Annotated in this window: 10 protein-coding genes and 1 tRNA gene; 6 read left to right on the top strand and 5 right to left on the bottom strand. The window is 64.3% G+C overall.

Annotation, left to right across the window (positions count from 1 at the left end; all coding sequences use genetic code 11):
- The first annotated feature begins 20 nt into the window (after nt 1-20).
- Together ntrC and P0D73_RS14025 are read left to right on the top strand one after the other, a co-directional pair.
- The gene (gene ntrC, locus P0D73_RS14030; protein ID WP_408313366.1) at nt 21-1,535 is read left to right on the top strand and encodes a nitrogen regulation protein NR(I); all 1,515 of its coding nucleotides are present in this window, start codon (nt 21-23) and stop codon (nt 1,533-1,535) included.
- A 113-nt stretch (nt 1,536-1,648) separates the two neighbouring features.
- Entirely contained in the window at nt 1,649-3,745 is a 2,097-nt protein-coding gene (locus P0D73_RS14025) for a prolyl oligopeptidase family serine peptidase (protein WP_408431687.1), read from the top strand.
- Nucleotides 3,746-3,760: 15 nt separating this feature from the next.
- On the opposite strand, the gene xth is transcribed toward P0D73_RS14025, so the two are convergent.
- Nucleotides 3,761-4,537, bottom strand: a complete 777-nt coding sequence (xth, locus tag P0D73_RS14020; protein ID WP_408175836.1) for an exodeoxyribonuclease III — start codon at nt 4,535-4,537, stop codon at nt 3,761-3,763.
- Nucleotides 4,538-4,707: 170 nt separating this feature from the next.
- Here xth and P0D73_RS14015 point away from each other — a divergent pair, with 170 nt between their 5' ends.
- Entirely contained in the window at nt 4,708-4,995 is a 288-nt protein-coding gene (locus tag P0D73_RS14015) for a hypothetical protein (RefSeq protein WP_106279408.1), read from the top strand.
- 89 nt (nt 4,996-5,084) lie between these two features.
- Nucleotides 5,085-5,161, top strand: a tRNA-Met gene (locus P0D73_RS14010).
- A 97-nt stretch (nt 5,162-5,258) separates the two neighbouring features.
- Here the strand turns inward: P0D73_RS14010 and P0D73_RS14005 are convergent.
- Nucleotides 5,259-5,957, bottom strand: coding sequence for an aspartate/glutamate racemase family protein (locus P0D73_RS14005; RefSeq protein ID WP_408175837.1), 699 nt, complete (start codon nt 5,955-5,957; stop codon nt 5,259-5,261).
- Nucleotides 5,958-6,168: 211 nt separating this feature from the next.
- Here P0D73_RS14005 and P0D73_RS14000 point away from each other — a divergent pair, with 211 nt between their 5' ends.
- Nucleotides 6,169-7,461 carry an amidohydrolase family protein gene (locus tag P0D73_RS14000; RefSeq protein WP_408282769.1) on the top strand — a complete coding sequence of 431 codons (1,293 nt, stop codon included), beginning with the start codon at nt 6,169-6,171 and terminating at the stop codon, nt 7,459-7,461.
- A 105-nt stretch (nt 7,462-7,566) separates the two neighbouring features.
- Here P0D73_RS14000 and P0D73_RS13995 read toward each other — a convergent pair whose 3' ends face one another.
- The gene (locus P0D73_RS13995) at nt 7,567-9,675 is read right to left on the bottom strand and encodes a M3 family metallopeptidase (protein ID WP_408175840.1); all 2,109 of its coding nucleotides are present in this window, start codon (nt 9,673-9,675) and stop codon (nt 7,567-7,569) included.
- A gap of 324 nt (nt 9,676-9,999) precedes the next feature.
- On the opposite strand from P0D73_RS13995, the gene P0D73_RS13990 reads away from it, so the two are divergent.
- On the top strand, nt 10,000-11,115 hold the full coding sequence (locus P0D73_RS13990) for an acyltransferase family protein (RefSeq protein WP_408175841.1): 1,116 nt from the start codon (nt 10,000-10,002) through the stop codon (nt 11,113-11,115).
- A gap of 241 nt (nt 11,116-11,356) precedes the next feature.
- Here the strand turns inward: P0D73_RS13990 and folD are convergent, their stop codons facing one another.
- Together folD and P0D73_RS13980 are read right to left on the bottom strand one after the other, a co-directional pair.
- Nucleotides 11,357-12,217 (bottom strand): bifunctional methylenetetrahydrofolate dehydrogenase/methenyltetrahydrofolate cyclohydrolase FolD, encoded by an 861-nt coding sequence (gene folD / locus P0D73_RS13985; protein ID WP_408175842.1) that lies wholly within the window; start codon nt 12,215-12,217, stop codon nt 11,357-11,359.
- Between the two features lie 351 nt (nt 12,218-12,568).
- Nucleotides 12,569-13,510, bottom strand: coding sequence for a DUF2950 domain-containing protein (locus P0D73_RS13980; RefSeq protein ID WP_408175843.1), 942 nt, complete (start codon nt 13,508-13,510; stop codon nt 12,569-12,571).
- Nucleotides 13,511-13,512 lie beyond the last annotated feature (2 nt).

Genomic DNA, 13,512 nt, shown 5'->3' with positions numbered 1-13,512 from the left:
GAGACTTCTGACCGACCCATATGAAGCCGATCTGGATAGTAGACGACGATCAATCGATTCGCTGGGTGCTCGAAAAAGCACTGGCCCGCGAAAACTTCGCGACCCGCAGCTTCGCGAACGTGCGCGAGGCGTCGGCCGCGCTCGACCACGACAGCCCGCAGGTGCTGGTGTCCGACATCAGGATGCCCGGCGGCTCCGGCCTCGAACTGCTGCAAACCGTACGTGACAAGGTGCCGGGCTTGCCCGTCATCATCATGACGGCGTTCTCGGATCTGGATAGCGCGGTCGCCGCATTCCAGGGCGGCGCGTTCGAATACCTCGCCAAGCCGTTCGACGTCGACAAGGCGGTCGAACTGATTCGCCGTGCCGTGGACGAAAGCATGCGCGGCGAACAGACGTGGGACGAACGCGTTACCGAAGCACCGGAAATGCTCGGCCAGGCGCCGGCGATGCAGGACATGTTCCGCGCGATCGGCCGCTTGTCCCATTCTGCGGCAACCGTGCTCATTACCGGCGAATCAGGCACCGGGAAGGAACTGGTCGCGCGTGCGTTGCACCGACATAGCCCACGCGCGAACGGTCCCTTCATCGCGCTGAACACCGCGGCGATTCCGAAGGATCTGTTGGAATCCGAATTGTTCGGCCACGAGCGGGGCGCGTTTACCGGCGCGCAGGCCATGCGCCAGGGCCGCTTCGAGCAGGCCGAGAACGGCACGCTGTTTCTCGACGAAATCGGCGACATGCCGTTCGATTTGCAGACGCGTCTGTTGCGCGTGCTGTCGGACGGACAGTTCTATCGCGTCGGTGGCCACAATCCGTTGCGCGCCAATGTGCGCGTGATCGCGGCGACGCACCAGAATCTCGAATCGCGCGTGCGTCAGGGTCTGTTCCGCGAGGACTTGTATCACCGGCTCAATGTGATCCGCCTGCGCTTGCCGGCCTTGCGCGAGCGCAGTGAGGACATTCCGCTGCTCACGCGGCACTTCCTGCAAAAGAGTGCGCGCGACCTCGGTGTCGAGCCGAAGCGCGTGTCTGAAGAAGCGCTGGCTTATCTCGCGTCGTTGCCGTTTCCGGGCAATGTGCGTCAGTTGGAGAACCTCGCCAACTGGCTCACGGTGATGGCGCCGGCGCAGACCATCGAGATCAAGGACTTGCCGCCTGATCTCGGCCCCGCGCAAGCCGGCGTGACCGATCTGGCCGGCGGTGGCGGTGCGATCGGAACGGGAGATGCGGGCCTCGCAGGTGGCGCGCCGGTCAACGGCACGAGCGCCGCGGCGCATCCGGCCGCGGCGGGCGGCATGCCGGTCGCGAACACCGTCAGCGCCTGGGAAGGCGGCTTGCGCACCGAAGTCGCGCGGATGTTGCGCGAGAATGCGGCGGACGTCATGGACGAACTCGCGCGCCGTTTCGAAGCAGCCGTGATTCGAGAAGCGCTCGACTTCACGCGTGGACGCAAGGTCGAAGCGGCGGAGCGTCTCGGCATTGGCCGTAATACGATTACGCGCAAGATTCAGGAACTCAACCTCGAGCCCTGAGTATCGCGTTGTAGAGCGGGGCGGCGCGCGCGCCGCTCCGCTCATTCGCCTGTAAAACGAGTCACGGGCTCCCACAAGGCATAATCGACGCTGTTTTCATTCGACAGCTGACGATGCCTGCTTCTCCCGCTCCTTTCTCCTGGCCGCTTTCTCCCGATCCCTTCCTGTCGCTCGAAGCGCTCCACGACCCTGACGCGCTCGCGTGGGTCGAACAGCAGAACGCCCGCACGCGCGCCGCGTGGTGCAACAGCGCGGAATTCGAGTCGCTCAGGCAACGGCTTGCCGACGCCTATCTGCCGCGCGAGCGTCCGGTGATTCCCGATCGCTGGAAGGAGTGGGCTTACGACCTGTGGCAGGACGAGCGCAATCCCAAGGGCATCTGGCGGCGTACCACGTGGGCGGCATGGCGTGGCGGCAAACCGGAGTGGCAGAACCTGCTCGACTTCGACGCGCTCGGTGCTGCCGAGGGCACGCCTTGGGTCTGTGTCGAACTCGACATTCTCTATCCCGATGGCGACCGCGCGCTGATCACACTGTCGCCCGGTGGTTCGGATGCGCTCGTGGTGCGCGAGTTCGACATCGACGCGCGACGTTTTGTCGACGACGGCTTCGTGATCGCGAAGGCCGGCAAGCACACGGCGTCGTGGATCGATCGGGACACACTTTACGTCGGCTGGGATAACGGCCGCAAGACGTTGACGCGCTCCGGTTATCCCCGCGAAGTGCGACGCTGGACGCGCGGCACCGCGCTCGCCGACGCGCCGGTGGTGTTCAAGGGCGCGTTCGGCGACATCGGCGTGGAGGGGCACTACGATCCGGTCGAGCAACGGCACACGGTGGTGAGCAGCGTCGATTTTTTCGATTCGCACACGTACTACCTCGATGATGCCGATGGTGCCGTCGACGCCTGGCGCCGCTACGAGGTGCCGTCGCATGTCGCGGTGAGCGGCTGGCAAGACTGGCTGTTGTTCGAACCGCGGCTCGACTGGGATTGCAATGGCGTGTCCTATCCGGGCGGCGCCTTGCTGGCGATCCGCGAAGACGCGTTCCTGCGCGGCGAGCGCGACGTGCAGCCGCTATTCACGCCGACGCCGCAAACTTCGGCCTGCGAGTGGACGCATACGCGCAACCACCTGATCGTGTCGTACCTGGAGGACGTGCAGAGCAAGACCTTGCTGTTGACGCCGTCGCAAGGCGACGATCAGGCGTGGCATTGGCAGCAACGCGTCTTTCCAACGCGCGAGGATGCGCAAGCCGACGTCTCGCCGGTGGAGCCGACGCTCGACGACGAAGTGTTCGTCGATACCGACGACTATCTGCAGCCGCCTGCGTACTGGCTCGCCGACCTCGCCCGTGACGATCTGAGCGAATGGGAGTTGCTTGACCGCTGGCCGACGCAATTCGACGCAACGCAGTTCGCCGTCACGCGTGGCTACGCAGTTTCCGCGGACGGCACGCGCGTGCCGTACACGGTGATCGGCCCGCGCGCCGAGCAACAACACGCGCGTCCATGCCTGCTCAACGGTTACGGCGGCTTTGCCATTCCGTTGCTGCCGAGCTATCTGACGGGGCAGGGCATCGGCTGGCTGGCGCGCGGCGGCGTGTACGTGGTCGCGCATATTCGCGGCGGCGGCGAGTTCGGCACGCGCTGGCATATGGCGGCACAGGGCGAGCATCGCCAGCGCGCGTTCGACGATTTCATCGCGGTGGCCGAGGCGCTCACCGAGACGGGCGTGACGAGCGCCGCGCAACTCGGTATTCAGGGTGGCAGCAATGGCGGTTTGCTGGTGGCGGCGTGCATGGTGCAGCGCCCCGAGCTGTTCGGCGCCGTGGTGTGCGAGGTGCCCTTGCTCGACATGAGCCGCTATCACTTGCTGCACGCGGGCGCGTCATGGATCGACGAATACGGCGATCCTGACGAACCCGATGAAGCGGGCATGCTGGCCGCTTACTCGCCGTATCACCGCGTGTCGGCGAACGTTGCGTATCCGCCTGTGCTGTTCACCACATCGACGGCCGACGACCGTGTGCATCCCGGCCACGCGCGCAAGATGGCCGCGCGCATGCAGGCGCTGGGTGCCGACCACGTCTGGTATCGGGAGAACACCGAAGGCGGGCACGGCGGCTCCGATGAGCTGGAGCAGGCCGAGCATGATGCGATGGTGTTCGAGTTCCTGTGGCGTACGCTGAACCGGTCGACGCAGGCCTGACGTCGTGAGGAAGGATCAGCCGAGCTGCGCGACGACCGGCGCGTGGTCCGACGGCTGGTCCCACTTGCGCGGCGCCTTGTCGACGTCGCACGACGAACATACGTCAGCCAGCGCCTTCGACAGCAGGATATGGTCGATGCGCAGCCCCGCGTTGCGACGGAACGCCATCATCCGGTAGTCCCACCACGAGTAGATCTTTTCCGGCTGCTCGAACTGGCGGAATGCATCGACGAGACCGAGTTCGACCAGCCGCACGAACTCCGCGCGTTCTTCGGGCGACACCAGATTCTGGCCTTCCCACGCTTTCGGATCGTGCACGTCGCGGTCTTCTGGCGCGATGTTGTAGTCGCCGAGCAGTGCAAGCTTCGGATGTACAGCCATCTCGCTCGCGATCCAGTCGTGCAGCGCAGCAAGCCAGCGCAGTTTGTACGCGAACTTGTCGGTGCCCGGCGCCTGGCCGTTGGGGAAATACGCGGAGATGATGCGCACGCCTTCGATGGTCGCGGCAATCACGCGTTGCTGCGGATCTTCAAAGCCCGGAATATTCCGCACAATGCTGCCTTCGTCGACCGTCAGGCCGCCGCGCACCAGAATGCCGACGCCGTTATAAGTCTTCTGGCCGGCGAACCAGCTGCGGTAGCCTTTCTCTTCGAGTTCGGCGCGCGGGAATTTTTCGTCCGGCAGTTTCAGTTCCTGGAGGCACAGTACATCGGTGCCGCTGGTTTCGAGCCAGTCGACCACATGCTGTTGGCGGACTTTGAGGGAGTTGACGTTCCAGGTGGCGATTTTCATGACATTCTCACAAGCTTGCGTGATTCCGATAGTCCCGCATCTTATCGCGCGGGCGAGCGGACGGTGAAAATGGCCCCGCCGCGGCACCGAAAATAAAAGCGCGAGCCGGCCATGTCGCGGCGTATAGTGGGATCACTCACACTCGCGCTTTTGCGCATCGGGGAGGCATCATGGCCGAACTTTACCCTGCCCTTTATAAGGACTTCGAAGTGCATCCGCTGGTATTTTCGCGGGCGTTCGACAAGTTCGACGGTCACAAGCGCCACTCCGAAGGCTACGACGTCGCGGTGCGCGTCTGCCGGCCGGGAGCAATCAGCGGCTCGAAGGCGAGCCGCGTATTTCGTCTCGTGCTGCCGCTCACGTTCTCCGATTTCGGCGTGGCCAAACGCAGTGCGAGCCAGTACGGCGCGGACATCATCGACGGTAAGGTGGAAGGCGCGACGGTCCAGGATCTGTGAGTCGCGTGTGCGTCATTTCACGAGCGTGAAATAATTCGCGCGATTGTTTGACGTCTTGCGAACATCTCTATACAATCCGTTTTCTCTGACGCGGGGTGGAGCAGTCTGGCAGCTCGTCGGGCTCATAACCCGAAGGTCGTAGGTTCAAATCCTACCCCCGCAACCAAGCATTGTTGAAAGCCCGCTGGCGCAAGCCACGCGGGCTTTTTAACTTCTACGGCATCCGTGCGCATACGGGTTGAAGCGCGTGCGCGCACCCACCTTCACTCCGAATCAATCGCCCATTCCACCGCCGCTTGCGCATGCAATGCGGTCGTGTCGAACACGGGTAACGCGGAATCTTCTGGCTTGATCAGCAACGTGATCTCGGTGCAGCCGAGAATCACTGCCTGCGCGCCACGAGCGGCCAGCGCTTCGATCACACGCTGATACACCGCGCGCGAAGCGTCGTTCACTTTGCCGTGGCACAACTCATCGTAAATGATGCGGTGCACGTCCGCGCGTTCGGCTTCATCGGGAATCACTGTGTCGAGGCCGTAGCGCTCACGCAGGCGTCCCGTGTAGAAAGCTTGCTCCATCGTATAGCGCGTGCCCAGCAAGCCCACTCGCTCGATGCCTGCCGCGCGCAGCGCGCTGCCGGTCGGATCGGCGATATGCAGGAAGGGCACGTCGATCGCCGCTTCGATCGATTCATACACGCGATGCATCGTATTGGTCGCGAGCATCACCAGATCGGCGCCGCCCCGTTCGAGTTGGCGCGCGGCGTCTGCCATCTGCTGGCCGAGCGCGTTCCAGTCGCCCGCGCGCTGGTTCGCTTCGATCGGCGCGAAGTCGACGGTGAGCATCAGGCTGCGGGCGTTGTGGTGGCCGCCCAGGCGCGTTTTGGCGTGGCGGTTGAGCAGCTTGTAATACTCGGTGGACGATTCCCAGCTCATCCCGCCGATCACGCCGATGGTTTTCATGTGCTTGCTCCGTGAGTGGATGACGGCGCGGCATCGCATCGACCGTCTGTCTGGCGAGTATAGGCGGGTGGCGCGACGCACTGCCGGTACGGATCGCGCGCCGCTCGCCGGTACGGCCAGATGAAAAAAGCGTCGAACAAAAACGCCGCCACGCGCTTTCTGACGCCGATAGAATCGTAGTCAATCAGGACGGGGTCAAAGGGAGCGATAGATGGATCTGATCATCCGCCGCGCGATGCTGCCACCGGGCGCCGCGCCGCAATACAAAGAGCCGGTCGACATCGGCATCGAAGCGGGCCGCATCGTCGCCGTCGAGCCGAATCTGGCCGCCAGCGCGCGCGAAGAAATCGATGCCGCGGGTTCACTCGTCACACCGCCGTTCGTCGATCCGCATTTCCATATGGACGCGACGCTCTCGTACGGTTTGCCGCGCGTGAACGCGTCGGGCACGCTGCTCGAAGGCATCGCGTTATGGGGCGAACTGAAGCCGGATCTGACGCAGGAGGCGCTGATCGAGCGGGCGTTGCAATATTGCGATTGGGCCGTCGCGCGCGGACTGCTTGCTATCCGCAGCCACGTGGATGTATGCGATCCGCGTCTGCTCGCGGTCGAGGCGCTGGTCGAAGTGAAGCGCCGCGTCGCACCGTATCTCGATCTGCAGCTGGTGGCCTTTCCGCAAGACGGCGTGTTGCGCAGCCCGGGCGCGTTCGAGAATCTCAAGCGCTCGATCGCGATGGGTGTGGACGTGGTCGGCGGCATTCCGCATTTCGAGCGCACCATGGCCGACGGCGCGCAGTCGGTGCGCCTCTTGTGCGAGTACGCGGCGGAGCAGGGCTTGCGCGTCGACATGCATTGCGATGAATCGGACGATCCGATGTCGCGGCACATCGAGACGCTCGCGGCCGAAACGCACCGGCTCGGTTTGCACGGGCGTGTCACCGGCTCGCATCTGACCTCGATGCATTCCATGGACAACTACTACGTCAGCAAGCTCCTGCCGCTGATGCGCGAGTCGGGCGTCGCGGCGATCGCGAATCCGCTGATCAACATCACGCTGCAAGGGCGCAGCGACACGTATCCGAAACGCCGCGGCATGACGCGCGTGCCGGAGATGATGGCGGCCGGCATCAACGTCGCGTTCGGCCACGATTGCGTGATGGACCCGTGGTACAGCCTCGGCTCGGGCGACATGCTCGAAGTCGCGCACATGGGCTTGCATGTGGCGCAGATGACGGGCGTCGACGGCATGCGCGCCTGTTTCGACGCGGTGACGGTGAACGCCGCGCGCATTCTCGGTCTGGAAGGCTACGGCATCGCGCCGGGATGCGCGGCCAATCTGGTGCTGCTCGACGCGCGCGATCCGGTGGAAGCGATCCGCTTGCGCGCCGCGCGCCTCGCGGTAGTGAGCCGCGGCAAGGTGGTGAGCCGCGCGCCGGCTGCGCGCGCGGCGCTGTCGCTCGAAGGCCGTCCAGCGCAAGTGGACTTCAAATTGCATCGCGATTGATTGCGGCTTGATGCTTCGCGCGAAACAAAAAAACCGGTGCCTGCTTACGCAGGTCACCGGTTTTTTATCGGCGCGAAGCAAAGCGCCGACGCTTGCCTCAACCCATCAATGCGCCGCGCCCGGCGACATGCCATTGTGGCGCAGCAATGCGTCGATATTCGGCTCGCGGCCGCGGAACGCCTTGAACGACTCCATTGCCGGACGGCTGCCGCCCACTTCCAGAATCTCCTTGCGATAGCGCATGCCGGTCGCCTGATCGAGCACGCTGCCGCTCGCCGCTTGCGCCGCTTCTTCGAATGCCGCGTAGGCATCCGCGGAGAGCACTTCAGCCCACTTGTAGCTGTAGTAGCCCGCCGCGTAACCGCCCGCGAAAATATGGCTGAACGTATTCGGCCAACGCGAGAACGGCGCCTGCGGCACGACATGGAAGCGCTCGTTGATTTCGCTCGCGAGTTCGGTGGCGTTCTTCGTGCCCGAAGCATCGAAGCCGGTATGCAGTTGCATGTCGAACATCGAGAACACGATCTGGCGCAGCGTGCCCAATCCGCTCTGGAAGTTCTTCGCGGCGAGCATCTTGTCGAACAGATCGCGCGGCAACGGCTTGGCCGTTTCGACGTGCGAGGTCATGTCGCTCAGCACGTCCCACTCCCAGCAGAAGTTCTCCATGAATTGCGACGGCAGTTCGACCGCGTCCCACTCGACGCCGTTGATGCCCGACACGCCCAGTTCATCGACACGCGTGAGCATGTGATGCAGACCGTGGCCGAACTCGTGGAACAGCGTGATGACTTCGTCGTGCGTGAAGCAGGCGGGCTTGCCGCCGACCGGCGCCGAGAAGTTGCAGGTCAGATACGCGACCGGCGTTTGCACGCTGCCGTGCGTGTGCTTGTGACGGCCGCGTGCATCGTCCATCCAGGCGCCGCCGCGTTTGCCTTCGCGCGCATACAGATCGAGGTAGAACTGCGCGACGAGGCCGCCGTCCTGATTCTCGACGCGGAAAAAGCGCACGTCCGGATGCCACACGGCCGCGTCGTCGCGACGGATACGCACGCCGAAGAGCGTTTCAGTGACCTTGAACAGACCCTTGAACACGGCGTCTTCCGGGAAGTACTGTTTGACTTCGTTCTCAGAGAACGAGTAGCGCTTCTGACGCAGACGCTCCGCGGCAAACGTCATGTCCCATGGTTGCAACTCGCTCATGCCGAGTTCGTTTGCGGCGAATTCGCGCAGTTCCTTCCAGTCCTGCTCGGCATGCGGACGCGCACGCGTGGCGAGGTCTTCGAGGAAGCTCATCACCTGAGCAGGAGACTCGGCCATTTTCGGCGCGAGCGAGACTTCGGCGAAGTTGTTGAAGCCGAGCATGTGCGCTTCTTCGGCGCGTAGTTTCAACTGGTCGGCGAGCACCGCGGTGTTGTCCCACTCGGGCCTGCCGTTGCCGTATTGCGAGCCGAGTTCCGAGGCACGCGTGACATACGCGCGATACATCGCTTCGCGCATCGGACGATTTTCCGAGTACTGCATCACCGGGAAATACGACGGGAAGTGCAGCGTGAACTTGTAGCCGGTTTTGCCTTCGCGTTCGGCCGCTTCCTTCGCGGCTTCGACAACATCTTCCGGCAGGCCGACCAATTGCGCTTCATCGCCGGCTTCGACGACATAGGCATAGGCGTTGGTCGCATCGAGCACGTGATCGGAAAACGCTTTCGAGAGCGCCGCCTGGCGTTCCTGCAATTCGGCGAAATGCGGCTTCTGGTCCTCCGGCAATTCCGCGCCGGACAGGCGGAAATCGCGCAGCGCGTTGCCGAGGATCTTCTTGCGCTCGTCGGTCAGCGAGGCGAAATCGCTGCTCGCGTTCAACGCCTTGTACTTCTCGTACAGCGCGAGATTCTGTCCGACGCTCGACCAGAATTCGGTGACGCGCGGCAGATTTTCGCCATACACGGCGCGCAACTCGGGCGTATCGGCGACGGCGTTCAGATGGCCGACCACGCTCCAGGCGCGCGACAGCGGTTCGGTGGCGCGCTCGACTGGTTCGACCACGTCGGCCCACGAAGCGGGGGTGATCGGCTGGGCAGCGCGTTCGACGGCGGCGGCCGCATCGGCGAGCAGCACATCGAGGGCTGGCGTGACGTGTTCGGGGCGGATTTCGCCAAAGCGCGGCAGGTCGGAGAAATCGAGGAGCGGATTGTCGTGATTCGAGGCGGTAGTGGACATGAGGCTTCCTGTCTGACGCGGGTGAACGGGTAATCGGTGCATCGACGGGCGTCCCACAAGGGGACTTCCTTCGGAGCGCGTGCAATGACGCCCCATAACGGCCGATACAGACATTATTGGGGCAGGGCGCGCCGATTCCAATCCGTCGGCAGACAAATTATCAGATGTCGCGGCCTTGTGCGCATGCCGGATAGGCCGGGCGGCGCCGCGCGCGGCAATAACGCGCCGCTGTGCTTTGTGCGAAAGCGCACGGTCCCGATTGCTGCTATGCGGCAAGGTGGAGCGTCGCTACCGGTCAGCGGCGTTTTTTGCAAAGAGGTATCAATGAATCCGCTTTCGGACGCTCTATCGCACAAGGGCAACAATTTTGATCTCGTGCGACTGCTGGCCGCCATTGCCGTCGTGTATGGCCATTCGTACGTGCTCCAGGCTCCCGACGGCAGCACCGATTGGGTCCAGAACGCGCTGGGTTTCGACGGTTTCGGCGCGCTGGGCGTCTACGCCTTCTTCCTGCTGAGCGGCATGCTGGTGACCGCCAGTTTCGACCGGCAACGCTCGGTGCCGCGCTTCGCCGTGTTGCGCATCGCGCGCCTGTGGCCGGCGGTGGCGGCCGGGTCGCTGGTGACGGTGTTCATCGTCGGTCCGCTCTTTACGACGCTGACGCTGCGCGAGTATTTTGCCTCCGGCATGACTTGGGCCAACCTCGACAACTTCTCGACCATCGTGCGGTCGGCCGGCTGGGCGCTGCCCGGCGTGTTCGAGCACAACCGCTATCCCGTCGACATCTGTGGACCGCTCTGGACGCTGCCGGTCGAAGTGCGCTGCTATCTGCTCGTGCTCGTGACCGGCATGGTGGGTTTGCTGTCCAACTCGCGTGGCGTGGTGCTCGCGGCCGCGCTCGGCTGCGCCACATTCATGCTGAACGTGGATCACGCGCATTGGCAGATCGGCTTGCGCGATTTCAGCGAAACGCCCGACGGCTATTCGTTCTGGCCGCAGCCGTTTTTCATGCTGGGCATGCTGCTGTATGGCTGGCGTGAGCGGATCGACATCAACGGCTTGGCGGCGCTGGCGTTCGCGATGGTGTTCCTGGTGTTCCGCGACACCGCCGGCGCGCAGCCGCTGTTCTATCTGGCCTTCGTGTACGGCGTGCTGTGGGTGGGGACGACACCGCTTCTGCGGCGCTTCGTGCCGCGTCATGATTACTCGTACGGCATCTATCTGTACGGCTTCATGGTGCAGCAATGCGTCGCGAACATCGCGCCGCAGTTGAGCCATGTGGCGGCGGTGTCGATTGCCGCGCCGTTTATTCTTTTGTGCGCGGCGCTGTCGTGGCACTTCGTGGAACGGCCGGTGCTGAAGTGGTGCCGCGGGCGTCTCGCGCGGCCGTCGACGCAGGTAGCCGCGGGCATGCCGGCTGGCGATCAGGCGGTGCGCTGAGATGTGCTGAGTATGAGGTCCGCGGGCGGTGCCGATTGACTTGGAGAGTTTGGCAAGACGCCGCCAGGGCCGCTAGGTCCTGAAGCCGGCGAAGGTGCTTCGCCCGCGTTCAGGCGATCGAGCTGAGCGCTGAGAAGTGTGGCACGCGTTCGGCGCCGATGGATGTCGATGCCCCGGCGCGACGCCAGGGCCGTCAAGTCCCGAAGCCGGCGAAGATGCTCCGCTGGCTTTCTCCCGCCGTTTACGCGTTCGCTGCCGCTTCGCGCTCGGCGGCTTCGATCGTGTTGACGAGCAGCATGGTGATGGTCATCGGGCCGACGCCGCCCGGCACCGGCGTGATGTAGCCCGCCACTTCCTTGACGCCCGCAAAATCCACGTCGCCGCACAGCTTGCCGGCTTCGTCGCGATTCATGCCGACGTCGATCACCGCCGCGCCCGGTTTCACCATCTGCGCCGTGAGGATGTTGCGCAAGCCGGTGGCGGCGACCACCACGTCGGCGTTGCGCGTATGAGCGGCCAGGTCGCGCGTCTTGCTGTGGCAGATCGTGACGGTCGCGCCCGCTTCGAGCAGCAGCAGCGCCATCGGCTTGCCGACGATGTTCGAGCGGCCGATCACCACCGCGTTCGCGCCTTGCAGCGGAATCTCGTAAGCGGCGAGCATTTTCATGACGCCGTACGGCGTGCACGGGCGGAACAGCGGCCGGCCCGTCATTAGCGCGCCGGCGTTGGCAACGTGAAAGCCGTCGACGTCTTTTTCCGGCGCGATCGCTTCGATCACCTTGTGGCTGTCGATATGCGGCGGCAGCGGCAGTTGCACCAGAATGCCGTGAATGCGCGGGTCGCGGTTCAGTTCGTCGATGCGTGAGAGCAGCTCGGCTTCCGGCAGGTCGGCCGGATAACGGTCGAACGACGAGCCGAGGCCGTTGTCGTTACACGCCTTCACTTTATTACGCACGTAGACTTCGCTGGCCGGATTGTCGCCGACCAGCACCACCGCGAGGCCCGGCTGATGGCCGCGAGCGGTGAGGGCGGCGGCGCGCGCGGCGACGTCGGCGCGCAGGGTCTTGGAGAGGGCTAGGCCGTCGATCAGTTTGGCAGTCATGGTCGGTCGAGATGGGCAGTTTGGAAAGCGGGGCAGGGCGCAGACGCTTGTGCGTGCCGCGCGCGATGGCGCTTTTCAACGGGAATGGGTCGGCACGTGAAAAGCGCGCGGCGCGAATCGGGGTTAAGCAGCGCTGCAAAGTGCGACATTATACCGGCCCTGCCAGGTGCGCCGCGTACGGATTCCAGGCTGTGCGGCAGCGCTACGGATGTCGGCCGCGCGTGCCTCACATGGTGGGACGGATGCCCGGTTGGAACGGTGGCGGCAGCGGGTGCGCCGCCAGACGCGTGTTCGGGGCCGCGCCTGCCGCCTGGTGCGGCGGGCGGAGGCAAAGCTGTCAAACGCGACTTGCTATGGCTGGACCGGCTGCCAACCCGAGCCCGGTTCGAACGATGAGATCGCCGCCGCCGCGCGTGCGGTTCGCGGCCCGAGATTCTTCTGATACACCTGTCCGTCCTGATTGACGATGAAGCTCATCACGCCGGTCTTGCCATAGTCGGCCGGCGATGCGATCAGTCCGAACCCTTTGCTCAGCACGCCGTTGTCGACGTAGTTCCTCGTGCCACCCTTCGCGTGAGCCCCTTGTGCCGTGAGAATGCGGAAGTAATAGCCGTGATACGCCTCTTCAGGCTGCGTGCCATCGGGCATCGTGGCAGCGAGCGGCCCAAGCGGGCTTTCCGCTTCGCCGGGCGCCGTCGTCCAGTACAGGCCGTCGTGCTGTCCCGGCGTACTGACGAAGCGCTGTGCATAGTGCTGGGTCAGGTTGCGATAGTCGTACTGCGCATCGAGGTAGGCGAGCGAGGTCAGGATCGCGGCGTGTTCATTGCGGCCGATGCGCCGTGTCAGCATCTCGTCGCGTCCCGCCGGCGGATCGAAACGCCAGCCGTTGCCCGACTGCACGAGCGGAATCGGCAGGGTCCAGCCACTGTAGCCGACCGTCAGATGCGCGGTGGCGCGCCCCTTGTCCATGACGGGGTCCTCGACGATCTGATGGTTTTTCGACCATTCGCCGAGGAACTGATAGATGTCATCCTCGCCGATGCCTTCGGTTGGAATGAAGCGATGAAAATCGCCGCCGAGCACGCGCTTGAGGGCATCGTCGTCGTTGCGGGCGAGGGCTTCGACGAAGGCATTGGCGGCGTCGTCCGCGCTGGGATAGATCGCCTGGGCATGAGCGGGGATCGCGCTGATTAGCAGCGCCGGCGCCAGCAGCAGTGCGCCGGTGCTGCCGAGCGCGATAGCAAGTATCAGGACCTGGGCACGCAGCCTGCCCCGAGAGAATGGACGCATCATCA

Source organism: Paraburkholderia sp. RL18-101-BIB-B, from assembly GCF_046026985.1.
GTDB lineage: Bacteria > Pseudomonadota > Gammaproteobacteria > Burkholderiales > Burkholderiaceae > Paraburkholderia.
Note: the sequence above shows the minus strand (reverse complement) of the source record. Positions and strands in the feature narration are given on the sequence as shown.

What these genes read in the sequence shown, in the direction of transcription:
- ntrC (WP_408313366.1), top strand. Translation starts at nt 21, where the DNA reads ATGAAGCCGATCTGGATAGTAGACGACGATCAATCGATTCGCTGGGTG.
- P0D73_RS14025 (WP_408431687.1), top strand. Translation starts at nt 1,649, where the DNA reads ATGCCTGCTTCTCCCGCTCCTTTCTCCTGGCCGCTTTCTCCCGATCCC.
- xth (WP_408175836.1), bottom strand. Translation starts at nt 4,537, where the DNA reads ATGAAAATCGCCACCTGGAACGTCAACTCCCTCAAAGTCCGCCAACAG.
- P0D73_RS14015 (WP_106279408.1), top strand. Translation starts at nt 4,708, where the DNA reads ATGGCCGAACTTTACCCTGCCCTTTATAAGGACTTCGAAGTGCATCCG.
- P0D73_RS14005 (WP_408175837.1), bottom strand. Translation starts at nt 5,957, where the DNA reads ATGAAAACCATCGGCGTGATCGGCGGGATGAGCTGGGAATCGTCCACC.
- P0D73_RS14000 (WP_408282769.1), top strand. Translation starts at nt 6,169, where the DNA reads ATGGATCTGATCATCCGCCGCGCGATGCTGCCACCGGGCGCCGCGCCG.
- P0D73_RS13995 (WP_408175840.1), bottom strand. Translation starts at nt 9,675, where the DNA reads ATGTCCACTACCGCCTCGAATCACGACAATCCGCTCCTCGATTTCTCC.
- P0D73_RS13990 (WP_408175841.1), top strand. Translation starts at nt 10,000, where the DNA reads ATGAATCCGCTTTCGGACGCTCTATCGCACAAGGGCAACAATTTTGAT.
- folD (WP_408175842.1), bottom strand. Translation starts at nt 12,217, where the DNA reads ATGACTGCCAAACTGATCGACGGCCTAGCCCTCTCCAAGACCCTGCGC.
- P0D73_RS13980 (WP_408175843.1), bottom strand. Translation starts at nt 13,510, where the DNA reads ATGATGCGTCCATTCTCTCGGGGCAGGCTGCGTGCCCAGGTCCTGATA.